This window comes from Kitasatospora humi (assembly GCF_020907985.1).
GTDB lineage: Bacteria > Actinomycetota > Actinomycetes > Streptomycetales > Streptomycetaceae > Kitasatospora > Kitasatospora humi.
Map to the genome: position 1 here is coordinate 15,276 of NZ_JAJJPA010000028.1, position 26,166 is coordinate 41,441.

At 69.6% G+C, this 26,166-nt stretch carries 25 protein-coding genes and 1 pseudogene; 7 read left to right on the forward strand and 19 right to left on the reverse strand.

The features are described from left to right. Nucleotides 1-4: 4 nt before the first annotated feature. The gene (locus LN042_RS23870; RefSeq protein WP_230053373.1) at nucleotides 5-3,463 is read left to right on the forward strand and encodes a DNA polymerase III subunit alpha; all 3,459 of its coding nucleotides are present in this window, start codon (nucleotides 5-7) and stop codon (nucleotides 3,461-3,463) included. Then, the gene (locus tag LN042_RS23875) at nucleotides 3,460-4,527 is read left to right on the forward strand and encodes a DNA polymerase Y family protein (RefSeq protein ID WP_230053374.1); all 1,068 of its coding nucleotides are present in this window, start codon (nucleotides 3,460-3,462) and stop codon (nucleotides 4,525-4,527) included. The genes LN042_RS23870 and LN042_RS23875 overlap by 4 nt, the downstream gene beginning before the upstream one ends. On the opposite strand, the gene LN042_RS23880 is transcribed toward LN042_RS23875, so the two are convergent. The 6 genes from LN042_RS23880 to LN042_RS23905 all read right to left on the reverse strand — a co-directional run bounded on the left by LN042_RS23880 (nucleotide 4,491) and on the right by LN042_RS23905 (nucleotide 10,633). Then, on the reverse strand, nucleotides 4,491-5,834 hold the full coding sequence (locus tag LN042_RS23880) for a hypothetical protein (RefSeq protein WP_230053375.1): 1,344 nt from the start codon (nucleotides 5,832-5,834) through the stop codon (nucleotides 4,491-4,493). The genes LN042_RS23875 and LN042_RS23880 overlap by 37 nt on opposite strands. A gap of 421 nt (nucleotides 5,835-6,255) precedes the next feature. Next, nucleotides 6,256-6,831: a hypothetical protein gene (locus LN042_RS23885; protein WP_230053376.1), complete on the reverse strand. Its 576-nt coding sequence runs from the start codon at nucleotides 6,829-6,831 to the stop codon at nucleotides 6,256-6,258. A gap of 151 nt (nucleotides 6,832-6,982) precedes the next feature. Further along, nucleotides 6,983-7,255 carry a hypothetical protein gene (locus LN042_RS23890; protein ID WP_230053377.1) on the reverse strand — a complete coding sequence of 91 codons (273 nt, stop codon included), beginning with the start codon at nucleotides 7,253-7,255 and terminating at the stop codon, nucleotides 6,983-6,985. A gap of 121 nt (nucleotides 7,256-7,376) precedes the next feature. Further along, nucleotides 7,377-7,922 (reverse strand): telomere-protecting terminal protein Tpg, encoded by a 546-nt coding sequence (tpg, locus tag LN042_RS23895; protein WP_230053378.1) that lies wholly within the window; start codon nucleotides 7,920-7,922, stop codon nucleotides 7,377-7,379. A 5-nt stretch (nucleotides 7,923-7,927) separates the two neighbouring features. Continuing rightward, nucleotides 7,928-10,249: a telomere-associated protein Tap gene (gene tap / locus LN042_RS23900; RefSeq protein WP_230053379.1), complete on the reverse strand. Its 2,322-nt coding sequence runs from the start codon at nucleotides 10,247-10,249 to the stop codon at nucleotides 7,928-7,930. Nucleotides 10,250-10,276: 27 nt separating this feature from the next. Next, the gene (locus tag LN042_RS23905; protein ID WP_230053380.1) at nucleotides 10,277-10,633 is read right to left on the reverse strand and encodes a hypothetical protein; all 357 of its coding nucleotides are present in this window, start codon (nucleotides 10,631-10,633) and stop codon (nucleotides 10,277-10,279) included. 167 nt (nucleotides 10,634-10,800) lie between these two features. Here LN042_RS23905 and LN042_RS23910 point away from each other — a divergent pair, with 167 nt between their 5' ends. Next, on the forward strand, nucleotides 10,801-11,055 hold the full coding sequence (locus tag LN042_RS23910; protein WP_230053381.1) for a hypothetical protein: 255 nt from the start codon (nucleotides 10,801-10,803) through the stop codon (nucleotides 11,053-11,055). 316 nt (nucleotides 11,056-11,371) lie between these two features. On the opposite strand, the gene LN042_RS23915 is transcribed toward LN042_RS23910, so the two are convergent. Continuing rightward, nucleotides 11,372-12,031 (reverse strand): pentapeptide repeat-containing protein, encoded by a 660-nt coding sequence (locus tag LN042_RS23915; RefSeq protein ID WP_230053382.1) that lies wholly within the window; start codon nucleotides 12,029-12,031, stop codon nucleotides 11,372-11,374. Between the two features lie 651 nt (nucleotides 12,032-12,682). Continuing rightward, entirely contained in the window at nucleotides 12,683-12,886 is a 204-nt protein-coding gene (locus LN042_RS23920; RefSeq protein WP_230053383.1) for a hypothetical protein, read from the reverse strand. Between the two features lie 1,091 nt (nucleotides 12,887-13,977). Here LN042_RS23920 and LN042_RS23925 point away from each other — a divergent pair. Continuing rightward, on the forward strand, nucleotides 13,978-14,646 hold the full coding sequence (locus LN042_RS23925) for a CPBP family glutamic-type intramembrane protease (protein WP_230053384.1): 669 nt from the start codon (nucleotides 13,978-13,980) through the stop codon (nucleotides 14,644-14,646). Nucleotides 14,647-14,948: 302 nt separating this feature from the next. After that, the gene (locus LN042_RS23930) at nucleotides 14,949-16,931 is read left to right on the forward strand and encodes a WD40 repeat domain-containing protein (RefSeq protein WP_230053385.1); all 1,983 of its coding nucleotides are present in this window, start codon (nucleotides 14,949-14,951) and stop codon (nucleotides 16,929-16,931) included. Between the two features lie 76 nt (nucleotides 16,932-17,007). Here the strand turns inward: LN042_RS23930 and LN042_RS23935 are convergent, their stop codons facing one another. The 5 genes from LN042_RS23935 to LN042_RS23955 are packed head-to-tail and all read right to left on the reverse strand — an operon-like array spanning nucleotide 17,008 to nucleotide 21,071. Continuing rightward, nucleotides 17,008-17,718 (reverse strand): ankyrin repeat domain-containing protein, encoded by a 711-nt coding sequence (locus LN042_RS23935; protein WP_230053386.1) that lies wholly within the window; start codon nucleotides 17,716-17,718, stop codon nucleotides 17,008-17,010. Beyond that, nucleotides 17,715-18,311: a type VII secretion system-associated protein gene (locus LN042_RS23940; protein WP_230053387.1), complete on the reverse strand. Its 597-nt coding sequence runs from the start codon at nucleotides 18,309-18,311 to the stop codon at nucleotides 17,715-17,717. Before LN042_RS23940 ends, LN042_RS23935 begins: the two co-directional genes overlap by 4 nt. Before the next feature lie 18 nt (nucleotides 18,312-18,329). Then, a complete protein-coding gene (locus LN042_RS23945) occupies nucleotides 18,330-20,066 on the reverse strand; it encodes a putative T7SS-secreted protein (protein WP_230053388.1) in 1,737 nt (578 codons plus the stop codon). After that, nucleotides 20,066-20,704 (reverse strand): hypothetical protein, encoded by a 639-nt coding sequence (locus tag LN042_RS23950; RefSeq protein WP_230053389.1) that lies wholly within the window; start codon nucleotides 20,702-20,704, stop codon nucleotides 20,066-20,068. The genes LN042_RS23945 and LN042_RS23950 overlap by 1 nt, the downstream gene beginning before the upstream one ends. Further along, the gene (locus LN042_RS23955; protein ID WP_230053390.1) at nucleotides 20,697-21,071 is read right to left on the reverse strand and encodes an SseB family protein; all 375 of its coding nucleotides are present in this window, start codon (nucleotides 21,069-21,071) and stop codon (nucleotides 20,697-20,699) included. Before LN042_RS23955 ends, LN042_RS23950 begins: the two co-directional genes overlap by 8 nt. Nucleotides 21,072-21,644: 573 nt before the next feature. Between LN042_RS23955 and LN042_RS23960 the strand changes: the two genes are divergently transcribed. Further along, nucleotides 21,645-22,199, forward strand: a complete 555-nt coding sequence (locus LN042_RS23960; RefSeq protein WP_230053391.1) for an NUDIX hydrolase — start codon at nucleotides 21,645-21,647, stop codon at nucleotides 22,197-22,199. A 126-nt stretch (nucleotides 22,200-22,325) separates the two neighbouring features. Here LN042_RS23960 and LN042_RS23965 read toward each other — a convergent pair. Next, nucleotides 22,326-22,648 (reverse strand): annotated as a pseudogene (locus LN042_RS23965) (hypothetical protein); the annotation flags it as partial. Continuing rightward, complete coding sequence (locus LN042_RS23970) at nucleotides 22,649-23,236, reverse strand: hypothetical protein (RefSeq protein ID WP_230053392.1); 588 nt, start codon at nucleotides 23,234-23,236, stop codon at nucleotides 22,649-22,651. Nucleotides 23,237-23,468: 232 nt separating this feature from the next. Between LN042_RS23970 and LN042_RS23975 the strand changes: the two genes are divergently transcribed. Further along, nucleotides 23,469-23,798 (forward strand): hypothetical protein, encoded by a 330-nt coding sequence (locus tag LN042_RS23975; RefSeq protein ID WP_230053393.1) that lies wholly within the window; start codon nucleotides 23,469-23,471, stop codon nucleotides 23,796-23,798. A gap of 153 nt (nucleotides 23,799-23,951) precedes the next feature. On the opposite strand, the gene LN042_RS23980 is transcribed toward LN042_RS23975, so the two are convergent. From LN042_RS23980 to LN042_RS23995, 4 genes are all read right to left on the reverse strand, one after another. Further along, on the reverse strand, nucleotides 23,952-24,368 hold the full coding sequence (locus LN042_RS23980; RefSeq protein ID WP_230053394.1) for a hypothetical protein: 417 nt from the start codon (nucleotides 24,366-24,368) through the stop codon (nucleotides 23,952-23,954). A 204-nt stretch (nucleotides 24,369-24,572) separates the two neighbouring features. Further along, on the reverse strand, nucleotides 24,573-24,887 hold the full coding sequence (locus LN042_RS23985) for a hypothetical protein (RefSeq protein ID WP_230053395.1): 315 nt from the start codon (nucleotides 24,885-24,887) through the stop codon (nucleotides 24,573-24,575). A 40-nt stretch (nucleotides 24,888-24,927) separates the two neighbouring features. Further along, nucleotides 24,928-25,596 carry a hypothetical protein gene (locus tag LN042_RS23990; protein WP_230053396.1) on the reverse strand — a complete coding sequence of 223 codons (669 nt, stop codon included), beginning with the start codon at nucleotides 25,594-25,596 and terminating at the stop codon, nucleotides 24,928-24,930. 217 nt (nucleotides 25,597-25,813) lie between these two features. Then, nucleotides 25,814-26,140 carry a hypothetical protein gene (locus LN042_RS23995; protein WP_230053397.1) on the reverse strand — a complete coding sequence of 109 codons (327 nt, stop codon included), beginning with the start codon at nucleotides 26,138-26,140 and terminating at the stop codon, nucleotides 25,814-25,816. Nucleotides 26,141-26,166 lie beyond the last annotated feature (26 nt).

The window sequence follows — 26,166 nt, forward strand, 5'->3', positions numbered from 1 at the left end:
CCGCATGTTCGCGCATCTGCATGTCGCCTCCGGCTTCAGCGAGCGCTACGGCGCCAGCCAGCCGGTCGACCTGGTCCGCCGGGCCGCCGAGCGCGGCATCGCCACCCTCGCGCTGACCGACCGGGACACCGTCACCGGCACCTCCCGGTTCCTGCGCGCCTGCCGCCAGGCCGGTGTCCGGCCGATCCTGGGCGTGGACCTGGCGGTCGAACCCATCGCTCCCGAACCCGCCGGGCCGGCCTGTCGGACTCCGGCGCGCGGGGGCGCCCACGTCGTCGAGCACCCGCTGCGATTCATCCTGCTCGCCAGGAGCGCGGCCGGCTGGGCGCGGCTGTGCCGTCTGGTGTCCGCCGCGCACACCGCCGAAGGCCGGCCGGTGCTGACCTGGGAGCAGCTGCGTGAACACGGGAGCGAGGAGCTGCTGGTGTTGCTTGGTCCGGTGAGCGAGCCGGTGCGGGCGCTGGGTCGGGGCCGGGCGGATGTGGCCGAGCAGCTGCTGCGGCCGTGGCTGGAGGTGTTCGGGTCGGCGGTGCGGCTGGAGGTGGTGGGGCACTGCCTGCCGGGTGAGGGGCCCGGGTCGCTGCGGTTGGCCGCCCGCACGCTCGCTTTCGGGGACCGGGTGCGGGTGCCGGTGGTGTTGACCGGTGCGGTGCGCTACGCGGACGCCGAGCAGCACCGGGTGGCGGATGTGCTGGACGCGGCCCGCCTGCTGCGCCCGATCGATCGGCGCGTGCTGGACTGCGGGGAGCGGTGGCTCAAGGACGGCGTGCTGATGCGGCAGGAGGCGTCGCGGATCGCGGCCGCGGGCGGGCACGGCGAGGGGCGGGCGGTGCGGCTGGTGGCCGACACGGTGGCGGCCGCCGAGGCCTGCACGTTGCAGCCGCACCGTGACCTCGGTCTGGGGCGGCCGCACCTGCCCGAGCCTCATCTGGTCGGTGCCGGCAGCGGGGTGGGGGATGCTGCTCGGGCGCTGCGTGAGCGGTGCGAGGCCGGGCTGGTGCGTCGCGGCCTGGACCGCGACCGGCGGGCCCGGGCCCGCCTGGACCAGGAACTCGCCGTCATCAGCCGGCTCGACTACGACACCTACTTCCTGGTCGTCGACCAGGTGGTGCGCGACATCCGGGAGATGGGGGTGCGGGTCGCCGCCCGCGGCTCCGGGGCCGGCTCGATGGTCAACCACGTGCTGGGGATCGCGACCGCCAACCCGCTGGAGCACAGCCTGCTGTTCGAGCGGTTCTTGACGGTGCGCCGCACCGATATGCCCGACATCGACCTCGATGTGGAGGCGCATCGGCGCTTGGACATCTACCGGCGGGTGATCGAGCACTTCGGCACCTCCCGTGTGGCGATCACCGGTATGCCCGAGACCTACCGGGCCCGACAGGCTCTGCGCGCGGCAGGTCTCGCGCTCGGCATCGCCCCGGGCGAGGTGGACGAGATCGCCAAGTCCTTCCCGCACATCCCGGCGGCCGGGATCCGCCAGGGGCTGCGAGAGCTTCCGGAGCTGCGCCCGCTGGCCGCCCGAGCTCGCCGGTACGGGCCGTTGTGGGAGCTGGCCGAAGCCCTGGACGGGCTGACCAGTGGTATCGCCCAACATCCGTGCGGCGTGATCATCACGGACGGTTCGCTGCTGGACCGCCTGCCGGTCCAGCCGACCCCGACCGGGGACTTTCCGATGGTGCAGGCCGACAAGTACGACGTCGAACTCGGACGGGACGGGAAGGTCGGCGACGGCTTCGGACTGATCAAGCTCGACATCCTGGGCGTCAGGATGCAGAGCGCGATGGCGCACGCCGTGCAGGAGATCGCCCGCACCACCGGCACCGTCATCGACCTCGACGATCCGAAGCAGGTGCCGCCAGACGACCTGTTCGCGTTCCTCATGATCCAGGCCGCAGACACCATCGGCATGCACCAGCTGGAGTCACCTGGGCAGCAGGACCTCGTCTCCCGGTTGCAGCCGCGCGACATCAAGGACGTCATCGCCGACATCAGCCTGTTCCGCCCCGGTCCGGTGGCCGGCGGGATGCCCGCCCAGTACATCGCCGCCCGCCACGGCCGCGCCCCCGCCTACCCGCACCCGGACTTGGAGCCGGTGCTCGCCGACACCTACGGCGTGACGATCTGGCACGAGCAGATCATCGGCATCCTCGCGACGATGACCGGCTGTGACTTCGCGCTCGCTGAAGAAGCCCGGCGCGCGCTCGGCAATCCGGCCCGGTTGGGGAAGATCGAGGCGTGGTTCCACCGCGAGGCCACCGGGCGCGGTTACGATGAGCGCACCCGCGAAGCGGTCTGGGGTATTGTCAACTCCTTTGGTGCATACGGCTTTTGCCGGGCTCATGCGACTGCTTTCGCTGTGCCGGCCCTGCAGTCCGCGTGGCTCAAGGCGCATCATCCGGCCGCCCAGTACGCCGGGCTGCTGGAGCATGATCCGGGGATGTGGCCGGCGCGGGTGATTGTGGCCGACGCCCGCCGCCACCAGGTCCCGGTCCTGCCGGTAGACGTCAACCGGAGCGACGCGCACTACCGTGTCGAGAAGCACCAGGGCGTGTGGGGTGTGCGGATGGCGCTGTCCGCAGTCCACGGAATCAGCGAGGACGAGACCGCGCGGATCGTCGCCGGTCAGCCGTACACCTCGCTCTCCGACCTGTGGGAGCGGGCCCGTCCGTCCCGGCCGGTGGCCGAGCGGCTCATCTCGGTCGGCGCGCTCGACTCGTTGGCAGGGCCGTTGAACCGCCGAGACCTGCTCCTGCAGGCCGGCGAACTCCACCACGCCCAACGCAGTCGCCGCGTCCTGACCGGGCAGCTTCCCCTCGACACCGCCAGCGGCGCAGCCGGCGGCGCCGCGCCGAGTGGCCTGCCGGAGATGACCGAGATCGAGAAGGTCAGCGCCGAGCTGCGGGTCCTCGGCGTAGACGTCACCAGCCACCTGATGGAGCACCATCTGCAGCTGCTGCGCGAGCTGGGCACCGTGGACGCGCACCGGCTGGGCGACCTCGCCCCCGGCACCACGGTCCTGGTCGCCGGCGTGCGCGCCTCCACCCAGACCCCGCCGACCCCGTCCGGGAAGAGGATCATCTTCGTGACCCTCGACGGCGTCGACGGCCTCATCGACTTGGCGTTCTTCGAGGACTCCCACCCCGCCTGCGCCCGGACGATCTTCCACTCGGGCCTGCTCCTGGTACGCGGCGCCGTCACCCGGCGCGGGCCGCGCACGTCCATCACCGGCACCGCCTGCTGGGACCTCGGCGAACTCGCCGACGTGCGCCGCGACCACGGTCTGGACGCGGTCGCCGCCCGCCTCGCCCAGCAGCTGCCCCACCCCGCCGGCGCAGCGGTGCGGCCCGAGGCGATGCCCACCGGTGCGCGCCGCCACCCTTGGGCCGACCTCCAGACCCCGGGCGAGCGCTCCCCCTCCCCGCGCCGTCTCGCCCACGCCAGCCAAGGCTCCGCCGGATGACCACCGCCGTCAGCACCCGGGTGCTGTATCTGCGCTTCCACCCGCCGACCGGCCGAGTGCCGGAGGACGCGGAGTACGGGCGGCTCCTGGACCTGCTCACCGACTTCACCCCCATCGTTCAGGCGCTGCCGCCGGACGCTGCTTTGGCCGACGTCGCCGGCGCGCTGCGGTACTGGCGCACTGACCCGGCCGGCCTCGCCTCGCTGATCCGCGTGCGCGCCCTGGCTCTTCACGGCACCGACGTCACGATCGGCGCCGCGGCCAACCCTCAGCTCGCCCGCCTCGCCGCGCACACCCAGCCGCGCGGCGGCCTGCGCGTCCTGCCCCCCGAGCAGGTGCCGGCCTTCCTGGCCTCGATGCCGCCCACCGCGCTGCCCGGCATCGGAACGGCGACCGCCCGCACCCTCGCGCAGCTCGGCCTGACCACCGTGGGCGCCATCGCCGCCACCCCGCTGGCGACCCTGCAACGCGCCCTCGGCGCCGGGCCGGGCCTACGCCTGCACCAGCACGCCCACGGCATCGACCGCAGTATCGTCGTCACCGGCCGCCCCGAACCGGTGCTCGCCGTCGAGCACGACTTCGACTACGACGAACTCGACCCGGCCGCCCAGCGGCGGGCGCTGCTCAGCCTCGCCCACGACCTCGGGCACACCCTTCGCGGGCGCCGGCAGACGGCCGGGGCGCTCACCCTCACCGTCCGGTATGCCGACCAGGCCACCACGACCCGCACCCGCCGCCTTGCCGAGCCCTCGGCCCACAGCCCGACCCTGGCGGAGGCGGCGTACCGCCTGCACACCGGGCTCGGCCTCCAGCGCGCCCGCGTCCGAAGCCTCACCCTGCGGGCCGACCACCTCGACGCGGCCGACCGCGCCAGCCACCAGCTCACCCTGGACGGCGCCACCGAGCAGGCCCGGCACCGCGAAAGCGCCGCCGACCGGGCCCACACCCGCTACGGACGCCACGCCATCACACCCGCCGCCGTACTCACGCCGTCGACCAGGTCGCGCGCCAAGCCCCGGCCTCGACCTCAACCGGCGGCCTCCCGGTACGAAGCGGGCGCCTGAAGCCACAGCCGCACCTGACGAAGCCCCGCCCGCAACTGCTCCTCGTCGGCTTCGGCCCGCGTCCGCACCCCTATGGCGTCATTGATGCGCATCTGCACCATGGGGATCGTGTCGTGGACGACAGCGCTCAACGTGCCCACCCTCGCGGCGATCTCCTGACGAACCTCCGCACCGGAGAGCATGTCGATCTCCTCCTCCGACAGCGTCGGGTTGGGGATCTGCAGCGAGCCGGGGTGCGCCAGCCAGTGCTCTACCTGTGTCAGGCCCACGGCCAGATCGGCCAGCCTCGCATCTCCGCGCCACCGAACTCCCATGGCTTTGTTAATCACCGGATGAATGATCTTGAGCTGCTCCTTGTGCAGACGGCTCAGCTCGATCGCCCGCAGGTTCAGCAGGTCACGAGCATGCGCGTCAGACAGCAGCGGCAGCGGCTCGCACGAGCGGCAGTACTCCCCCGGCGCGGCGGCCGGCTCAGCACCACAGCCGGTACACACGAACCCCGGGCAGGAGTCGCACAGCTGGTGTCCTTCTTCCGCGTCGGCGTAGGCCTCCTCGGGCAGCTCCTCCCGCAGCACTTCTGCGACGGACCGGCATTGGGCGACGCAGTGCCGCGCGGCCTCGGCTGCCCCCTGCCGAGGGATCAGCGCCCGCCGGCGCCACTGGTGCCCGGCCCGCCCTCCGCCCACGGCCACTAGGACTTCCTCGACTGATTCGTTCCAGCCGTCCTGGTAGGCCTTCAGCAACCGCACGTCGTGGCCGTTCCTGGTCTTGTTGTGCTCGCGGTCGTTAAGGCACTCGCAAGACAACCGCTCGGCCTGCCCGAAGTACTCCGCCCCGAAGTACCCGCAGACCGGGCACAGGGTCCACCAGTACATGGCATCGTCGTAGACCCACATCCCGCCTTCGGGACTGCTCTGCCACACGTCCAGCCCATCGTCCCCGTAGGCCATGGGGAGCGGGCCGAACGCGAGCAGGGCCCTACCGTGCCAAGCCTCATCGACATGGACCGGGCTGTCCCAGTCCTGCTCGTCGAAAAACGTGTCGGTCGGGTAGTACTCCCAGCCGCCCGCGGCTGCCGCGAACCGGCGCCACCAGCCCAAATCCTCATGCCCGGGGGCCGTGACGGCGTCGAACCAGATCCGCTCGCGGGGCAACCAGAACGCCGGCATGCACGTTCGGCCGTCGCCCGCGGTGAACACTTGCGGCTCGTAGACCCACGGCACCTGCAACCGGTCGAACACAGCCGACCACCGAGCATGTAGTTCGGTCCGGAAGGATGTGGTGATCACCTCGTAAGCCAACGCCATCCTCCACCCTGCGATCGCCGTCACCCGGACAACGAGACCGTCCCACCAGGGCAACCAAGTTCCCTCAAATGGCAGAGCAGCCGGTTACCCGGACGGCCAACCCGATCCGCAGAAGCCCGCCCTACCAGCGGGCGTGAGCGCCCACCAATCGGAGATCGTCCGGTACGGCAGTAGTGCCCCGGCGCGAGGACCCCCGCAGGAAGCGCCAGCTGATATGGCGCTACTGCGGGGGTCAGTCACGGAGAACTCGGCCCGCACGGTGCAGTCGTACACCTGGGTCCTGTAGACGTGCTCACCAGGGGGCTGGGCGGCGTAATCGATCTCAAGCACGGTACGGAAGCCAGCCATCGCCCCACGGCCCGCCCCTGCAAGTTGTGTAGGAGAGTCATGCTCTGATCAGCAGGTCTGCAGGCCGGTGGTGTCAGGGGATGAAGTGGGCGCCCAGCACCCCCCGGCCTGCGTCGGCAGCGGCGCGCCAGAGCGGGGGGATTCCGTCGAGCAGCGCGTCGATGTCTTCCTGGCTGCCTTCGTCGCGCAGGGTGTCGTCCAGGCGTTGCGCAGCGCGGCTGCGTTCCTGGGGGTTCCAGGCGAAGGCGCGTTCGATGGCGGGTAGTGCCTGGCGGACCTGTTCCGGCGACAGCACGAGATCGCCGAGCCAGCCCGGGATCTGCAGAAAACGCTCAGGACCGACGGCGTAGGCCAAGGCGGCTGCCGGAAACCTCTTGCGCACGGTGACCACGATGGGTGGCAGCGATGCGTCATGCCCGCGATTCCACGCCTCGTAGACGACGCAGATATGTTCTGCCAACGCGCCTGGTGCGGCCGCTTCCATGAACTGGTGTCTGGCCTCTTTCGTGTCCGCGAGCGTGCGCCACCATTGAAGGAACTCGCTGGACTGGGCCGCCTCTTCGTCAATGGCCGGCCGCAGGAGCGGCGCGTAGTGGTCGATGGTGTCGGCGTCCACCGGTACCAGGCACCACGTCCCCATGAAGCTCATGTGCGCCTTCCTCTCTCGTCTTCGCGGATGTTGGCACGCGCGTCTGACAGGCCATCACGAGCGGCCGGAACGCGGGTGGTGTGCGGATCGGGAACCGGGCCCACCCGCCACTCAGCCTGGAGACCACGGCCACCCTGCGCTGTAGGGCCGGTCAGGGGCTGTCTCCCGCCCAGTCCCAGCGTTTCGGGTCCGAGCGGCGGGGTTCGTAGTGGGCGCGGCCTCCGGGGCCGTAGTGTCCGATCTCGGTGAGCAGTGCCGCGCCGTCGGCGAGTTGCTCGGCGTCCCAGCCGGTGACGTCCAGGAGTAGTCCGTCAAGGGGACCTGCGCACAGTTCCCGGTAGTCGTGGCCTGGTTGGGGTCCAGGGTCAGGGTCGTCGTGGTCGGCTCCGTAAACCCGGCCTCTCATCAGCGCCTCGTCGTCCATGCCGCCAGCATTCCAGCTACCTGCGACATGCCCGGCGTCGACCATTCACTGGGCGGGCGAGGAGCGTGCGTCTGCGCGGGCGGGCAGCGCCGACCGGTCGGCGCTGCCCGTGACGTGTGGCTCAGTCGACGGAGAAGTCGGCCCGCACGAGTCCGGTGAACGTGACCTCCAGGCTGCGGGCGCGGCGGCCGCCGTCGGTGAAGTAGGAGTCGCGCAGGCCTTCGGCGATGATCTTTTCCTGCTCCTGCTGGCTGGCTCCGCGGTCGCGGGCCTCGAACAGCCTGCGTGCGACGTCGCCGGACAGTTTCTGTGTGGGGAGGATGCGCTCGCGGGGATCGTCGGTGCCTGGTCCGGTGGTCTTGAAGCCGAAGGTGGCCATCACGTCGACGTAGAAGCCGTTGGCTTCGGCTGCCTTGCGGATCCGGTTGCGGACGCGGGGCTGCCAGCGTTCGCGGACGGCCTCCTCGACCTTCTTCGCGTTCTCCACGGTGATGCCACCGCCCTTGGCCCAGCGCTCCACCGAGCGCTTGGACACCCCGAGCTGTTCGGCGACGTTCTTGGTGCCCTTGAGTTGGCGGACCAGGAAGTTCGCGCGGCCGGCCAGGGTCTTTGGGATGGGCTGGGTCTGCATGGCCCGCTCCAGCCCCCGGTCGAGTGCTTCGCTCATTCAGGTCACTCCCCTTCGGCGTAGGCGTCGCCGCCCTTGATGTGGCGGCCCGGGTTGACGTCGTCGGCGATCAGGTCCAGCGCCCATGCCATCGTCTGGGTGCCTTCGTGCTTCACGTGCCCGGGAGAAATCCCCAGGCGCCACGCGGTGGCCGGGGTGCCGTCTGGGCGGCGCAGGACGTCCAGGGGTGAGGGGCCCTTGGAGGGGTAGACGATGCAGTCGGCAAGGGCGGCGATCGGGTACTGGCCGGTGGCTTCGGCGTGGCGGCGGATCTTGCGGTGCTTGTTGACGGTGTCGGTGTCGATGACCAACGCTCGGTTGAGCGGGTCCCAGGTGGGGCGGTCCAGGGCCGGCCATCGCTGGCCGGGCCGGTAGGAGGCACCGCGGGGGCGCTCGCGGAGCTTGCCGATCCCGCCCTTGGCGGTGGACTTGATGGCGTGCAGGATCGCCAGCTCGACCGGATCGCCGTTCTTCAAGTTGGCCATCGCCGCCAGGAACGCCTTGATGTCGCGCTCCGCGAGGTTCAGGGAGATGCCGAGGTTGGCCATGGTGGTGATGTAGGCCTCGCGCAGGTGCTTGTGCCAGGGGTCCAGCCACGGGCCTGAGTCGTGGCGCAGCCAGCCCTCGGTGGGCTGGATGGGGATGCCGAGTTCGTGGGCGTAGGCGACCTTGACGGTGCTGTACCAGGCGGGTCCGGTGGGCGGCAGGCCGTCGGGGGTGAAGGGGTTGGGCATGCGGGGGTCGAGCTCGGCGGTGGAGAAGTCGCACTTCCAGCTGCCCGGGATCCGCTTGTCGAAGGCGGGTTCGAGCTCGTGGTAGGGCTCGCCGAGTGCCATGGTGAGCCTGCCGGCTGCGGCGAGGAAGGCCATGTTGACGTCGAGGCCGATCACGTACGGGTAGCCGCGTTCGCGGTCCTCGATCAGGTCCAGGTCGCGGATCCAGTCCCATGTCTCGGTCATGAGTACGTCTTCCGGGGCGCGGTCCTGGGCGAGGGGGTGCTCGGCCGGGGGCTCGGGCGGTGCGGGGTCGAAGGCGTGGGCGCGGGAGCCCTCTACCGGTCCGGAAGTCCAGCCGGTCTCGGTGCGCACGGCGCGGGTCGGCGGGCGCAGCGCCTCCATGAGCGCCAGGCCGGTGACGGCGGTGGAGCCGCGCGGGGTCTGGACGCGCTCGGCGTAGCCGCCGAGGAGGGCTGCCAGTTGGGCGGCGTCGAGGTCGGCGGGCACCTTCCAGCCTGCGGAGGCGAGGGCGGACCACGTCGGGATGCAGTACTGCACGCAGACGCGCTTTCCGCCGTCCGGGGTGCGGAAGACGCGGGCCCAAGGGCCGAAGCCGCGCTGGGTGAGCTGCCAGCCGGCCTTGACGAGTGCCTTGACGACCGGTCCGGTCTCCGGCAGACGGCCGATTCCGCGCTCGAAGTCGCTGTCCGCATCCTCGCCCATCGGCGGCAGGCCCAGGAACTCCGCGGCGCCCGCCATGAGGACAACCAGCGGGTCGCTGTCCTTGCCGTGCTTGTGCAGCCGCTGCTGCCCGAGGCCTGCGCCCACTGCCCACTCGGTCAGCTGGGGCAGCGTCACTGCCGGCACGTCGAGCACGCGGCCGTCGACCAGGTGCGCGAGCAGGGCGCGGCCGGAGGGGGCGAGGTCGATGACCGCCAGCGGGCCGGCGGGGTACTTCGCGGGGGTGGCCGGGCTGGTTGCGGCCTGCGGCCGGGCTGTGGCGGTCGCCTTCACCGGTGCCCTGCGCGCTCGGGGCGCGGCCTGGCGTGTGGCGGGAGCAGCGGCGGTGGTGTGGGGCGCGGTCCGGCCGGGTGTCGCCGCCTCTGGGGCTGCGGCGGGGTCCGGCTCCAGCGCGGGCGCGGCTGTGGGCGGCGTGATGCCGGGGCGGCAGAAGCCTCCCAGGTGCATCGGCACGCCCTGGGAGCGGTAGACCGAGGGGTTGCCGCACTGCACGCACGGCGCGGCCGGGCCCATCACCAGCGAGCCGTCCGGGTGCTGGTCGAGCATCGGCATCGGCGCGGTCTCCACTGCGGGTGCGGGTGTTGGGATCTGGGGCTGGGTGGGCGTCACGGCGGCCAGCCGAGCGACGATGCCTTCCAGCAGGCGGGCGTAGGCTGCGCGGGCGTCGCCCTGGGGCTCGCGCTGGCCTGCTTCCCAGGCGGTGAACGTGCTGGTGCTGACGCCGAGGGCCTTGGCGGTGGCGGCCTTCGTCAGTCCGTACTCGGTGCGCAGCCGGGCCCGTTCGGCCGGGGTTGGCAGTTCGATGGCGCGGCGCGGGCCCTGGCCGAGCAGGGCGTCGATCGCGTCGGGTGCGTCAGGCTGTGTGCCCATGTCCTTCTCCCTCCCTGCGTGGTGGCGCTAGGCCGCGCTGTACAGGCCGCGCTTGACCCGGACGACCCGGCCGGCCTTCAGCAGTCCGTCGATGTACACCGACGCGCCGTTCTTGACGGTGTACTTGCCCGCCGCGCTCATGGCGTCGGCGATCTCCCCCAGCGTCATCGGCTTGTCTGAAGCCCGCAGAATCGCCACGATGGCGTCCGCCTTCGTCAGGTCCTTGAGGTCCTCCCCTGGCATTACAGCCGCCTCGACCAGCTTCTTGAAGGCGTCTCGCTGGGCGCGCAGCCCTTCGATGCGCACTCCCAGGAGGTCCCGCTCGCGCTCCGCTTCGCGGAGCTCATTCTCCACCCGCTCAAGATCCTCAACATAGGACGTCATACGCGGATCATAGCAGATACTACCCAGGATTCTAAAAGAGGTTAGAGAGTATCTCTTAAGATATCTCTCTATAGGTGCAAAGAGTCGCGGCGTGGTGTGCGATGTCCGTGCTACTCAGCTCGCCTGAGGTGGCGCCAGGGCCTAGCCGCAGCCGGGAGAATGGGCTGGTGAATAGCTCTCAGCCGCGCGGCCTCCACGCCCTGATCCCTACCGCCCGCCAAGCGGCAACTCCCGGGGAGCGGGCCGCTGCCCAGATGCTCCACCTGCGCACCGCTTCCGTTCCGGTGCCGGTGCTGGCCGCGGCCGCCGAGCTGATCGCCGCCCACCTGGAGGACCCGGACCCGGTCACCCGCGAGGCCGCAGCCGACGTCCACGCCCACCTTCTCGCCGTACTGGAGAACGCCGCACCCGGGCGCGAGTGAACAACCCGGTGGACCATCGAGCAGGCTGAGGCACCGTCACAACCTGCGCATCGGCCGGGACGATCCGCCGACCGATCAGCCGGACGTCGACGGGTGCGCCGAGACCTCCACCCGGACAAGGACCGGCTTCGGCATCTGAACGTGTTACCAGAGACGTCCGCGCGCATCCAGGCGGCAACTGCGGTTATCTAGGGCCGGATCTGATCTGTGAAGCACGTTGATGAGGCTCGGGAAATCGGCCACCCCGCGCTCAGCGGTTCGTCAGAGTTGCTCGCCCTGATTCGCCATCTGCATGCGGTGGGCGGGACCCACCGCATCAGTTGTCGTCCACGGTGAGGCCGACGTGCTGGGCGAGGGAGGGGGCGAGGTCGAGTAGCTGGGGGGTGGTGACGACGGCACCCCTGAGGGATTCGGCTCCGGAGATGATGCCCAGTGCGAGCGCTCCGCGCAGGTCGACCCGGGCGAGGGTGGCTTTGGTGAAGTCGACCCGGTCCAGGATCGTTCCCGGGAAGGAGACGTCGGTCAGGGTGGCGCCGGCGAAGTCCACGTCGCGCAGCAGGCAGTCGACGAAGGCGACCTCCCGCAGTTTGGCCGCGCGCAGGTTGACCGAGTCGAATTTGCAATTGTGGAAGACGGCTCGCCGCATCTGGGCCCCGTGGATCTGGGTGCCGGCCAGGAGGCTGGAGAGGCACTCGGTGTCCAGCCAGGTGGTTTCCGCGAGGTCGGTGCCCACGGTGCGGATGTTGTGCATCCACACGGTGTCCAGGTGCGCGCGCCGCAGGCGTCCGCCGGTGAAGGTCACCTCGGACAGGGCCGACTCGTTGAAGCGGGCCATGCCGGCGTCGATGTCGTTGAAGGCGCGGCCGTCGATGTGGAGCCACTCGTAGTCGCCCTCTCGTTCCAGATCCGCCTCGAACAGCTCAAGGCGGTGTGCGTAGGGCAGGTCGGTCAGGTCACGGGGGGCACGGGTGCGCATCGGCGTCCTTCCAGGATCGGAGGCAGCCCTCGAAACGGCCCTTGGCAGGGGCCATGCGGAGTTCGAGGAGATGGCCTCATGCTCACCCGCTCCGACCGGCTCCGTCCAATCGCCTCCGAGCGGGGAACTCCCTGCGTCGACCGCGCGGCCAGGCCTCACGAGCTACGACAGCATCGCGAAGTTTACGGAAAGCCACTATGTGTCACGCTTCGTGCTGGGGCTGGGATTGCCGTCACCGCGTCCAGAGCCTCACGGGACTGGCCAACAGGGCCTCCTGCCAGCGGTATTGCCCAGGCAGGGCGGTCGGGTAGGCGTCGGCCGGCGAGCAGTCGTGGGCTTCTCCCAGATTCATTTTGCGCTGCAGCCTTGATCACCCAGATGCGAAGGCCGCGCTCTCCGACCCTCACGGGGAACGCCGTCCCACGCCCCCGCACGCGGAGGTACGCCGCTGCGCGCCGAGACGCCGGTAGAGCAGCAGCGCGTCCGCTCCGCACACGCGGAGGTATGTGGGCACCGACAGCCTCGCGCGTCATCGCTTCTCCAAGCCGGAGCTCCCCGATCGGCACGCCGTGCTCGATCAGGACAGCAGCTGGGGCCAGTCCGTGGACGGAGGGATCGCGACGCGGACGAGCCGGACGATCTGATGAGCACTCAGGGCCTTCCGTCGAAGTCAATCGAACTGGCAAGCATGATGAGCAGGTGCAGCAATGCGACCCTGCGCACTACCGCCGGCGCCCGGTCCCAGATCGGGCGGGCCTTCTCGCCTCCCAGCTGCCGGGTGGTGGCCAGGGCCTTCATCGTGATGCTGGTCGCCGGGTCCGCCGTGCGCGCCGTACGGCGGAGGCCGTCCACCACCTCCTGCTCCGGTCGCCGTGGGCCATCCGGGTCCCAGCTCGGCCGAGCCGCCGCCAGCAGACCGAGGCACAACCCGGCTGCCTCCCACCCAGCATCGTCGCCGCGGTGCTCCAGCTCATATCAGCGGTGCCCTCCACCAGTTCCCGCCAGAGGCGGTGACGGTGGCCGGCATGCTCGCAGAATCGGTCATGCCTCGATCAGCTGGTACCCAATTCAGTGCGATGACGCAGGGATTCGCGCCGTGAGGTTCTGTTCACGTCCCTACACCTTATTCCCGCGCCAGATCGCAACTCCGACGAACGTTCCCATGGACACCACGAACGAGATCACCGCGTTGATGACGTCCCCAACTCCAATGCTATGCAGCCCGAAGACGAGCAACAGGACCACAAGAGAGGCAACCACCAGGGCGAATGCCCTCGGACTCTCTGACACGAGACACTCCTCCGGAGCCAGCATCCATCATGGTAGTCAGCCTCGTTGGTCTTGGCTGGTTACGGCAAATATACGCTCCGCACACTCAGTTGGGGCAAGCATTCGATAGGGCGGCCGACCGGGCCAGCGCGAGCGGGCTGATCTGTGCCATCCCCGAGCACGGCAGCCCGGCACCCGACAACAAGAGACCCAGCATGTCTTCGCGCGAAACCTCGGCCTCGTGTCCCTGCGGCCTGGCTTGGCTCTGCCACGGTCAGCGGCTGCGAGGTCGCCGTTCCTGGGCCAGTGCTGTTCGCCAATCCCGGTTGCGGCCAGCTTCGGTGCCAGTGAGCTCCAGGAGTCGGTGCGCGTCCGGGGACCGCGCTTGGGGTGCCGGCACCTCCTACCCTGAGGTGACGTGAAATCAGCTGGCCGGATGAGACGGGGGAATGTGCGTGGGAATCGTGCAGCGGATGCTTGGAGCCCTTCCTGACAAGGGGCCACTGCCATCCTCACGACGGGGTCCCTTCGCCAGCGCCATCGCCTGGTCCTCGGCAGGCTACGCGGCTGTGCTGTACCTGGCCGTCACCATCGTGAGTGCCTGGCCGGGTGCCAGAGCAGCTGCGGCTGGTCGTGCCACCGCCAGCGGGTCCGTCCCCACCGGTGGTGCACTGAGAATGTCGGCCCTGTGGCTGTGCCTGGCCTTGCTGGCGTGGGTGATGCTCTCGATGGCCGAGCGGGTCTCTGCGCTCGGCCTGCCCCGCCTGCCGCTGCGCCGAATGTTGGCGGCCGCTGGCGCGGTGTTCTGCATCGCGGAGGTCCCGGCGTTCGCTCTGAGCGAGCTCGTCGATCTGGCCCGCTCTCGAATCCACACTGTTGCCGCCTATTCGGGCACTGGCGGGCACAGCTCTCTCGTGGGTGACATCTCGACCTCACTGGCCGCTGGCCTCAGCGAGGAGGTCGTGGTGCTGGTTCTCCCTGTGCTCGCCGCGTGGCGGATCGGCCAGCACATCACCAACTCCCGCGTTCGCAGCGCCGGAACGGTCGCCCTTGTCGTACTGCTGACCGTCGCCCGGCTCTCGTACCACATGGAGTACGGGCTGGCTCTCCTACCGCTGATCCCTTGGGCCGCCACCTGCGTGTTGCTGTACCTCAGGTCCCGTGCCATCCTGCCTCTCATGATCGCCCACGCGGGCTACGACCTCACCGTGGACGCGATCAACAGGCTCACGCCTCGGTACGGCCCGGCTGCTGGGGTGTACACGTTCGCCGGAGTAGCGTCGGTCGCTTTCATCGCCGCGATGTGCTTGCAGTCGGCTAGCCGCCGTTTCGCGTCCGCACCCTGACGGGGCAGACCCTAGATGCCGCTGCCCATGCCGCTGGTCAGGTCACTGCCTGCTGCGGTCGGCTATATGCGATCGCCAGATCGCGAATCTGCAGCGCATCGCCCTCGGACCCGCCCGAAGTGCCCGCGTAACAGGCGCTAGCTTGTTCCGGTTTGGTCATACTTACACGCACTGCACCTCATGCCGTGGTGTGGCAGGACTCCAAAACGCCATAAAAGACGGGCGTTGACGCGCTGGGGTTAAATCGGCGCGCTCGGGCGTGACGGCCAGTCCGCAATCGGCGTTGATCGAAAGGCGTGGTGATGAGGGAGTACAGCTGGCTGCCCCCGCTTCCGGCGGGCCGGCAGCCGGCCGGAATGGCGCTCCTGGGTTGGCTCGACGACGATCGGGCGCCCCGGCTTTGCCGGGTATCTGGGGTACCCGGCAGTGGCAAGTCGCTTCTCGTCACCTGGCTCGACACGGTGTGTCGTTCTGCTGACGGTCCGGGCCGACCCGCTGCAGCGTTGTCGATGGCCGGCCTCGGTGTAGAGGCCGCAACGTGGTTGCTGAGTCGTCAGTTGGGGTACTGCGCGCAGTCCACCGACCAGCTGGTGGCAGAGCTCGGGACTGCAGCTCTGCCGTGCCTGCTGCTGGCGTGGGATCTGGGGCAGGCCGCGGATCCAACGGGGATCGTGGAGCAGCTGCTCATTCCACTGCTGGCGCTGTCAGGTATGCGGATCGTGGTGGAGACGGCCACAGGTAGCGCCGAGGAGGGGGCGCTTGCTGCTGGCGGTCCGGCGGCGGTGATGGACTTGGACGCTCCTCAGTGGACCGATCCGGTGCGCTTCGCTCGGTGGTATGGGCGCTTGGGTGGCCGGTCGCCTTTCACCGCTGCGCAGGTGTACCCGAATCCGAGTCTGGCGAAGCTGGCCGCCACCGTGCCGCCGGGTGCGCCGTCGGAGCGCGGCACGGTCGCGGCGTGGTGGTCGACAGTGTCTGAGCCAGTGCGCCCTACTGTGCAGGCACTGGCACTGGCTGACCAGCCGCTCACCACAAGACAGTGGGCGCTGCTGCCGGACGCCGGTCGGGTCCCGGAGGCGACGCAGTGGCTTGCGTTCTGCGCGTTGCCGGATGGCCGGTGGAGTCTGCCTGCCGGGCCCGTGCGGGATGCGGTGCTGGATGGCGTCGCCGTTGACCACCGAGTGATCGCCCAGCGTCTGACTGAAAGGCTGGCGCAACCGACCGGCGATGGCCGGATGTTCGTCGGAGCGGACCAGGACTTGCTTGCCGTGCTGCTGGGTCACGCGGTGCGCGGCGGTGTGGCGCAGCCGTTGCTGGACGATCCGCTGTTCCTGGTGAGTGCCGCGCCGCGGGCGGTGACCGCTGCTCTTGCTGCCCGGCCTGGCACGCCATTGGCTGCGGCTTGGATGCGGGCCGGGTACGCGTTGATCGACGAGCAGCAGGTTGCCGTGCGGGCGGCCGTGCTGGACACCCGACTGCGCGGCACTGCCGAGGCGATCCGACTGCCCAACCTCCCGCAGGCTGCGTGGCGGGGTAACTGGGGTCACTGGCGGGAGCGTTCGGCGCGGCCGCTGGTCGCCATGGCGTCCGGCCAGGGTGCCCTGGCTGGGCGGGTGCTGCTGGCTGATGTCGATGGGGCCTTGGTGCTGCTGGATCAGGTCACGGGCGAGCCGGCCGGCGCTCCAGGGCCTGCTGCTGTGCCGGCTGGGATCCGCTCGCTTGTCTGCCTGGCTGATGGCACGGTCGCGGCGTTGGACGGCGGCCAGGTCGGGGACCAGGGTGTGGTGCGGGTGGTGTTCGGTTCTGGTGCTGCGGCTTTGGACGGTCTCAAGGCCACGGCCGTGGCCGGGCTGCCGGCCATCGGGGACGGCTGTGGCGCGGTGCACTGGCTCGGCGGGTTGAGCACCCAGTTGCAGACGCTGCACAACGGCGCGGTCACAGCCCTTGGAGGCTACCAACTTCCGACGGGCGGCGAAGTGTTGTTGGTAAGCGGCGGTGTGGATGGCACGGTCCGTGCCTGGAAGCCCAGCCGCGCGCCGATGCCGTCACCGGTCGACTCGCGCTCCTGTCCGGTTGTGGCGGTTGACGTGGGCGGCGGCCCGCAGGGCCTGATCGTCGCCAGTGCCTGGCGCGATGGGCTCGTGCGGGTCCGCCGGCTCGGTGAGGCGGGGCGCACCGTCGACGTGCGTCTGGGGTCCGCAGTCCATTCCCTGGCCGTGACCGGCAGCGGCAGTGTTCTCGTCGGGATGGCCGACGGTGTGGTGAGTGTGCGTCTGACGCCGTAGCAGGCGAACACCGTGGCTCTCGGTGGCCTTCAACACGCCGTCGGGCAGAACCTTGTGCCCGTGGTGTCGCTCTGGCTCAGCCCCAGCCGTCTTCGACCAGGGTGCAGTCGGCCGCCGTGATGTGGTGGGTCTGGCCGGACCCGCCGGCCACGCGGCTGGAGCCGGAGACCTCCAGCCGCATCGACTGCGGATCCTGTGCGTTCTGCAGCTCGATGATGAAGTTGCCGTACATGCCCGGCACCGTCACCGTCAGGAGCGGATCGGGCAGTTCGGTCAGCACTGCGACCTGAGGTAGCAGTAGGTCCTGGTGGCCGGCCAGTTGCTGGGCGCGGGCGCGCAGGAGGGTGTGCAGCTGCGGCTCCATGGCCTGGAGGACGACGTCGGGTACTGGGTGTTTCGGGGCGGGGCGCAGCAGTGCGGCCAGGTGGTGATGGCCCAGCCGGGTGGCGATGTCCACGGGGCGTTCGCCGCGGGCGTCCCGCAGGGTGCGCCAGGCGCCGGCCGCGATCAGCTGTTCGATGACGGCGGGCGGGGCGGCGAGCCGAGCGGCGTGGTGGAGGGGTGCGGAGCCGCTGGCGTCGCCGACGCGGCGGGTGTTGGCCAGCGTTGTGGCGCTGATCTGCGCGCCGGCCTGCCCGGGCTGGGGGAGCAAGCTGAGGATGGTGGGCCAGTCTCCGTGGTGGGCGGCGTCGGCAGCTTGGTTCAGGGTGGCCAGGTAGTCGGGCCGGTATTCGTCGCGGCTGGTTGAGCCGATCCAGACGGTGTAGGTGCGCTGGGTCTTGGTCATCGGCTCGTCGGCTCCGGGTCGGTGTTGCCGGTGGCGGACAGATCGTCGAGGGGCAGGGTGACGCTGACGGTGGTTGTGGGGTTGAGGCGCAGCAGGTGCCCGGGTGCGGCGGCTGCGAGTTGCCGGCCGGTCACGGTGATCCAGCCGGGCCAGTCGGTGGGCACGTGTCGGGTCGAGGTGCAGGCGGTGATGGTGCCCGGGCCGTCGGTGGCGGGTTCGATGTACAGGCCCGGGTGCTCGGGGTGGGCGAAAAGCAGCAGTTCGGCGTCCTGCAGCGCGGCGATCAGTTCGTCTTCGCTGCCGTGGCCGGTGGCGGCGCGCTGCAGGGCGGCCTCGGCGGGAGTCTCGGGCGCGGGAATGCCCTTGGCCGCTGCCGAGGGCCGGTATTCGGGGTTGTGCCAGTAGTGGACGAGCTCGCCGCGCTGGTCGATCTGCCAGCCGCCGACGATCCCCCACACCGGGACTTCACCGGCGGGGTCGAAGACGGGGTCGATGTTGTACATCCACGTGCCGGGCTGCTGCCGGGCGCGGGCGCGCAGTTCGTCGGTGATGGGCGGGGCGGGACGCTCGGCGGCGGGCGGTGGGGTGGTCATTGCAAGGGGTTCCTTGGATCAGCGGTTCAGGTAGGGGTGTTTGCCGGTTCCGGCGCCTACGGGTGGCCGGTAGTACGGGTTGGCCTTGTAGCCCGTCCACTGCTGGGCGAGCGGATCCCACGTCTCCCAGCCCTTGATGTGCTCCAGCTTGATCCCGCCGGGGAAGGCGATCTCCTGCTCATTCCAGTAGGGGTTGTCCGGGATGCTGGCGTTGACGTCGATCCCGCCGGGGGCGTCCACCGTGTACCGGTACTTGCGGACCAGGTTGTAGCCGGGGTCGCGGGTGGTGCCGACGAATGCGGTCCGTACCCGGTTGTCCCTGACGTACTCGTTCAAGTCGGTGTTGGTGGGGTCCCAGGGCTTCATCCCGCCGTCTTGCATGATCTTTTGAGGCGAGCGGTCGGTGAAGCGCCACAGTGTCTCGTTGCTGTCGCGCCAGGTGACGCCGTCCAGACCGGACAAGTCGATGTTGGGGTCGGCGGCGGCCTTGAGCCGGTCCGGCTGCTGGGCGGCCGCGTTCTTGCCGGCGTCCTCCGCGGTGTTCTTGCCGGCGTTCTCGGCGGTGTCCTTGGCGGCGTTCTGCGCCGCGTCGCGAGTTGCGTTGGCGGTGATGTCGGTGCCGGCCGCTGCCACGTCGCCACCGCCGCCGGTCACGGCGCCGAACACGAGGTTGGTGAAGAGGTTCCCGCCGGCCTCGGCCGGGTCGGATCCCCAGCCGGATCCAACGATGGCGGACAGCAGCTGGGTGGGGTGGTTGCTGGTCTTGATCAGGCCGGCGGCGACCTGGTTGACGTGGTCGATGTAGGTGGCGGGGTGGGTGATGTTGTAGATGTCCATCGGGTTGACCCCGCGGATGAAATCCCCGATCCCCGCCGCGCCTTTGACGACCCCGCCGATGAAGTGGCCCTTGGCGATGTTCTCGCCCTGGGCCAGGTCGGCGGCGTCCAGCTTCAACCGCTCGGCCATGCTCGGCTCGGGCGGGGCCGCATCCGTGGCGGCCTTCAACGCGCCCGCCGCGGTCGCGGCAGCCGCGTCCCGAGCCGAGCGGGCACCGTTCAGCAGATCCTGGGCATGGGTGAACTGATCACCGGTCGGGTCCTTGAACGGACCCGGGTCGGTCGGCTTCGGGCCCGGGTTGGGGTTGTTGCTCTTGACGGCGTCGTTGTAGGTCTCGACGGCCTTCTTGTAGGTGTCGACGCTTGAGAAGTAGGCGTCCTTCGCCTGCTGCTGGGCCGCCTTCGCCGCCTTGTACGCGTCGATGGCCTGCTTGGCCTGGTCCTGCGCCCACGTGACGGTCTGCGCGTACTGGTCCAGCGCCTTGGCCGCCGCATCACACGCGTCCGCCGCCGCGAGCCACTGCGCCGGGTGCGGGGTGAACTTGGCGCGGAACGCCTCCGCCGCCTGCCCCTGCCAATGGTCGCTGTCCATCGCCCGCAGCCCACTGCCGGTCGACTCGAACGCATCGTGGAACGCCCGCAGATGCTTGACCGACTCCCCGATCGCCTTCACATCGCCGTGCACCAGCTGCTTCGGGTCATCGCTCTGCCCCAGCTGCAACTCCGCGACCTGTGCACCCAGCTTGTCGGCGATCTTGTCACCGTAGCTGTCCACCGTGTGCGCGGCATCGTGCAGGCCCACGAAGTCCAGCATGCCGCCCACCTCGTGGGCATTGCTCTCGACCTGCTCGCCGATCGCCTTCTTGCCGTCCTTGTACCAGTGGTCCAGGTCTTTGCCGACCGAGTCCAGCCACCCCATCAGCGGTGATCCCCCATCTGCTGGGCCAGCGCCCGGTTCTTCTCCGCCTCGGCCTCAAGGCGCTTCGCCTCATCGCCCGTCAAGGCGGCGCCGCTCGGCGACAGCGCGTTGAGCGCCTTCAGGCGCGGATCGCTGTTCAACATGTCGGCCCCCGTCGACTCCCAGGCCGCCTTGCTGTCCACCATCGCCTGGGTGAGCGACTGCTGCGAATAGTCCGCACCCTTGATCTGCGTGTACGGATTGTTCCCGAGTACCGTGTCCCAGGACTCCCCCTCCACCTGCTTGTCCGTCAGGTCCGGGTTGCCGATCGCCGCGTTCGCCAGGTCCTTCAAGGCGCCCGAGACGTACTGTTCCTGGTCGTAGTACATCCCCGCCGACAGATGCAGCTTCTGCGCGATGTCGTTGCCGTCATGCACCAGGCGCCGCACCTGCCAGGCCCACCGGTCGCTGAAGTTCTGCAAGGCCCCCTGCAGACCGTCGTTGCCGACCTGCATCCCCGTCAAAGCGACGTTGGAGAAGCCACGACCGACTTCGGCACCCTCGACGATCCCCAGCTTCTTCAACTCGGCGATCGCATCCCCGATCCCCTTCGCCGTCTCCTTCAGCGCGTTCGGATCCACCTGGTAGGAGTCAGCCACGATCCACCGCCACCGCGTCCGCAACGATCCCGCGCACCGGCGGCAGCAGGAACGGGGCGGGTCCAGCCACGTCCACCGCCACCCCCGCCGGTACGCCCGCCGCCGGCACCGCGACGTCCAGCAATCGTGCGCCATAGACGGTCAGATAGTCGACCACGTCACCCAACCCCCGCTCCGTAGCGAACAGTTCCAACGTCGCCTCGCTTGTGAAGGCGTAGATCCAGCGCACGCCGCCCGAGTCCGCCGCCATCGGCTCCCCGCCGCTCAACGGCACCAGCGATGCACTCCTGCGGAACTCGTCCACCACTGCGGCGCCGTCAATACACCCCGCGTGGAATCCAACGAGGCGTTCATCCAGTCCGCCCACCGACACCACCCCGCCCACTACGCTCGGCAATCATTCGAACACGTGCCAGTTATACAACACGTTCTCCCCGAGCTGGCAGGCAGGATGAGAACGGCTACCTACCCGCGCGCACGTCCCGCGGGCTCCAGCTGTGCATGGGACCGGGCCCGAAGTACCCTCACCGGCCGAAATGACCTAAACACGCCTTACGGCTACTGGTGCAGTGTCACATCTAACCCCCACGAGATGACACTCAATTTGGGGACGCCAACGCTGCAGATGTCACCGAAACTTCGTTGCAACACCCCTGAATGAGGGAAACTTCCGGCAGTCCCTGTGAGCGGCCGGCGAGGCTCGTTCAGACCGCCCGCCGCGGTGCTGTTGCGGCACGAGCCGAACATGCGGAGCGGTGTCTGTGAATGCGGGAGCCTGTCGCGGTGTTTCGCCCGTGGCAACCCCAGGGCTTGTAGTGTGCGAGGTGCCCCATCTGCTACTTGCCTTGCACGGAGCCGGACTTGCCACATGAAGACCGCAGTGATCGTCCACTCGGCCGCGCGTTTGTGTGTCCGTCCCTTGCGGCGGAGGTGACCTGCCGTGGCGATCAATGAGTCGGAGATCGTGGACGCGTTCACTGCCTACTTGGAGCGCTATCCGGAAGAGGCTGAACAGCTGGCCGAGCCGGCGCGCCTGCTGGCCGCGAAGGGCCTGGACTACACCTGCCGGACCAACTACCGCATGCACGTGACTGCCGGTGCGCTGCTGGTTCGTAACGGCGCCGAGATCCTGCTCGTGGACCACCTCGCCTACAAGATCCTTTTGCAGCCTGGCGGACATGTCGAGGCCGAGGATTCCACGCTCGTCGGCGCGGCGCTGCGGGAGCTGAGTGAGGAGACGGGCATCGACCCGGACACTGTGGTGTGCGTCTCTAGCGTGCCGGCCTATATCGAGTACGGCCTGGTGCCGGCCCGGCCCGCGAAGCGCGAGCCGGCACACCATCACCTGGACTTCGGCTTCACGTTCGAGACGGTGAGTGGGGATGTGGGCACCATCCAGGAGTCCGAGGTCGGTGGCGCCCGCTGGTATCCCCTGCGCCAGGCGCAGGAGCGCGTCGGCTCGCGGATCGGTCGCGCGGTGATCGCCCGGGCCTGACGCGCAGCCACCCTTGGGTCTCCTCTCCGGTGCGTGCCGCTCTCCGGCGGGGGACCATGGCGGTACTGGCCGGTGCCCAGTGTGGGTGCCGTGTTGCCGCCCGGTCTAGAACAACTCGCCCTGACCGGGTTGGTTGCATCGGGCAGTGCGGCCGGCTGTAGTCACGAGGCCCGTGCCGGCGAGCGTGGTCAGGGAGTCGGCCTCTCTGTGCAGGAGGTCCTCGGCCGGCCCCTGCCGGGTCAGGTCGACAAAGGAGCGCAGCACCAAGCGCCTGGTGCCCCCGTCCCCCATCCCGATGGTCAACTCCGCATGCCGGTGGCGCCGCCATGCAGCGCCTCGGCTCCGACGATCCGCTCGCCAGCCTCCAGGTGCCGGCGCACCCAAGCCAGTGACAACGGTCGCCGCTTCTGGGCGACTTCACCCGAGCGAGCGGCACCTCGACCTTGCATCTACTGAGTGTTGCTGGGGCATTCCCCAAGCTTCGCGTCGCAGTACGCCTTCACCCAGTTCGTGGCGATAGCCTCCTGAGCTGCGCGCAGAGGCATCTTCCCTGAACAGACGGCCTGATGGAGGTAGTCCTCCAGCCGATCCTTGTCGTGAGCGTTGAACAATCCCCGATAGTTCTGGGGCCATAGGTTCGCCGTCGAGGTTGCGCCGCCGAGCTCGATCGGCAGGAGGTGGTCGAGTGCGACCGACTTGGCCGGCAGCGGCGTGGCGTATGCGCGTATCCGCTCCGCTTTGATGGGGCCGGTCACGCTGGTCGGTGGCCGCGCCGCTTTACTCCACCCTGGTGCACAGATGGTCGCTTTGATGGTGTCGGGTGCAACCCGGCTGTCAGCTTCGCCCGGCGTGCAGGCGGGATCTGGGAGCGCTCCTCGGTAGTGGCAGCTTCCTGGCGGAGCGGTCACAACCGAGCCGACCACCCGATCTGGCGCGCCTGCGTCGCCGGACGCCGCGTCCTTCGTCGACAGGCCGCAGCCGGCCGCGATCAGGCTCAGCGCAGCTGCAGCGAGAGCGAGGCGGGCGGGCTGCTGCACGGTGGCTCCAGGGCGTTTGGTGTGAATGCGATAGGTCGTCGATGGAGCTGAGGACATTCTCCTGCGCCGCGCCGCCCGGTAGACGGGCGACGCGCTCGTCCGGCGAGTGTTTGATACGCCCGGATTCCCTACCGGCGTTGCGGATCCGAGTGGGGGAGGCCGACGGGCCCTTGTCGGCCAACTTCTGGCTAACGCTTCACGGTGGGTTGGCTCCAGTGACACTCTGGTGCCTGTGAGTGAGCTGACGATGAAGCAGGCTGGCGAGTTAATGCACGAGATGTACGAGGTCTCGGACAGGCGGATGCTCCAGACCCGGGCGCAGCTGCGCGGTGAGGAGGTGCCGGTAGCTGATCGGCTGCAAGCCGCGCGGGACCTGCTGGCGGTGACCGAGAAGTTGGCTGGCACCGGCATGGCGGATGCCTTCGACGATGCGGACCAGCTGCGCGCCGACATGGCGGAGACGGCTGCGAAGGCTCGTGCGGAGATCGCCGAGTTGGAGCGTGAGGCCGCAGGTGCGCGGGTTGATGCAGAGCGATCCGAGAGTTCCGGCCCGAGGGCTTGACGCTGCCTCACCGCTGAGCCTGCATACCATTTGTCGAGCTATCAGCCCCTACCACCGGCCAGGGAACATCGGCCCGATCCGGTTTCCGCTTGCCCGTGGTATCGCGGTCCGGAACGGGCCGGTGGCGGTCGCCGAGGCGGTGGCCGCCGCGGCTCAGTGCACCTGGATGCTCTCGACCATGGCTTGGATCTCGGGGCCGTAGCCGAGGTCGTTGATCCAGCCCTTCAGCTGGTCGTGCTGCTCCTTGGTGAGGCCTTCGCGCATGCCGGCCTGCATGTACCCGGCCGCAAGGTTCATCTTGATCATCTTGGGGGTGCACATCAGCTTGATGTGCTCCATGACGCTGTCCGCCCGCTCGTCGTCGCCGGCCGCCCGGGCGTCATACATCTCCTTGAACAGCACGGTGCTGCGCAGCGTGTCGGCGAGCTCCTCGCGTTCGGCGGGGGTGGTGGCGGCTTCGGCGAGCAGGTGCTCCTCGATCTGGCGGGCCTTCTGCATGTCGCCGGCCGTGTAGGCGTCGCGCAGGGCGTGGCCCTGGCGGGTCTCGAAGATGTCGGGGAGCTGGGTCATCGTCGTTCTCCTGTGCTGCGGTATGGATTGGTCGGTCGGGTGGAGCGGTAGCTGTTGGGATGTCAGCGGGTGCGCGCGGGCCTGGCGGCCAGGTGGCGGTGGGCCTGGCGGTCTCCCTCGGCTGGTTCCGGGTTCGGTGGTTGGCGGGTTGCTCGCTGCCTGTCGCGCGGACCGGCGCTCCGGCTGCAGGTGCTCAGCCGGTTGTCAGCGGCTGAGCCTGGGCGAGTTGATGCGGACGCCGACGGCCGGACCGCGCTGGTGCACCGTACGGACCAGGTCCTGCAGGGTGGGTTCGGCCGGGAACCGGGCCAGGACGTCGGCCTCGTCCATCATCACGACGAAGTCTCCGGCGGCGGTCCTGGTCGGCTCGGTCTCCCGGTGCGCGATCTCGTCCACGGCCCGGCGCAGCACCGCGGTGCACTGCTGGGCGGAGGCGAAGGCGGTCAGCGTCTTGCCGGTGGTCGGCCGGCCGAGCATGATCGGCCGGCGGTCGAGGTGCAGCTCCAGGTTCGGTTCCACGGTTCCTCCTGGCGGTGGTCGGGTGGAGGGCTCTTCTGCCTCAGCATCCCGGAAGCGTGGGGCGCTCCGGGTGGAATCTCTGAATCATCAGGCGCAGTGGTGACGGCGCCTCAGGTGGTCGAGGGCCAGGGCCCGCTGTACTTCCGGAGCGCCCAGCTGGTCTGGGCGACGCAGCGGTCGGGTCGTTCCGGAGTTGGCCGTCCTGAGGGCGGCGGCGGTATTCCGTCGGAATATCCAGTGCGGACGTGGAGGCCCGCCGCCAGCACGACACCGGCAACGCGCGGTTGGTCTCCTGCGTGCACTGGGCGGTGCTGTGGAGGTCGAACGGGCTCTGGATCGCGACCAGGTCGAGCGCGGCCGAGCGGAGCAGGAGGTAGGTGCGGTGGAGTTGGCGGACGAAGTCGGCCGGCACGCTCCCGGGGGCCCGCTGGCCCGCGAGGCGGGCCTGCTGCCACTGGTGGTACTGGAGGGTGCTGTCGAGCATGAGCCGGCCGATGGAGGGGGTGTCGGGGTAGGCCTCGCGGAGGGCGGCGGGGGCGAGGACGGCAGCGACCTCGTGGTCGTTGGTGTAGTAGCGGATGGTCTGGCCGGCGATCTCGATGTCGATCGCGGAGCGGCATTCGGCGAGCGTCAGGACGGTCCGCGCGATCTCGTTGGGGTCGGTGGCGGCCTTGAGCGGCAGGGTGACGTAGGGGCTGTCGGTGGTCAACTGGAACTCCTGCGTCGGTGCGGGGCGGTGTCGTGGTCTTTCTGTACACGGCGGACCTTGATGAACTTCTTGATGCGGGGCGCCTGCTCTGATCACAGCTGCGTAACGCCCGGTGTCAAGGTGCGGGTTGACGCCCCGGCAGACCTTGATGGACGAATACCGCCGCCCGGCCCGACGGCTGTTGGCCGCGGGCCGGGCAGGGCTGGCTGATGAGCGGTCAGGTCCAGGCACCGGTGGGGTCGTCGCTGATCGGGTCAGGCAGCGTCGGGGTCTCGCTGGGGTTGAGCAGGGCCAGCAGCAGCTGCGCGACGGCGGGGTAGCCGACGCGGATCCACGGCTGCGGACAGCAGCCGAAGAGCCCGCTCACGGTGGGGTGGATCGGGCTGCGGCCGGCGTGCTCGGTGGGGCAGGTGGGTGCGATGCCGATCTGGTCGGACAGTCGGACAAGACACCAGGCCCGCGGCAGCTGCCTGCCAGCCAAGTTCTCGATCTCGCGGTGGGCGGCAGCGCGCAGCACTGCGAGGTCGGTCTGATCGGTGGTCATCGGGGCTCCGTAGGTGGGTCGGTACC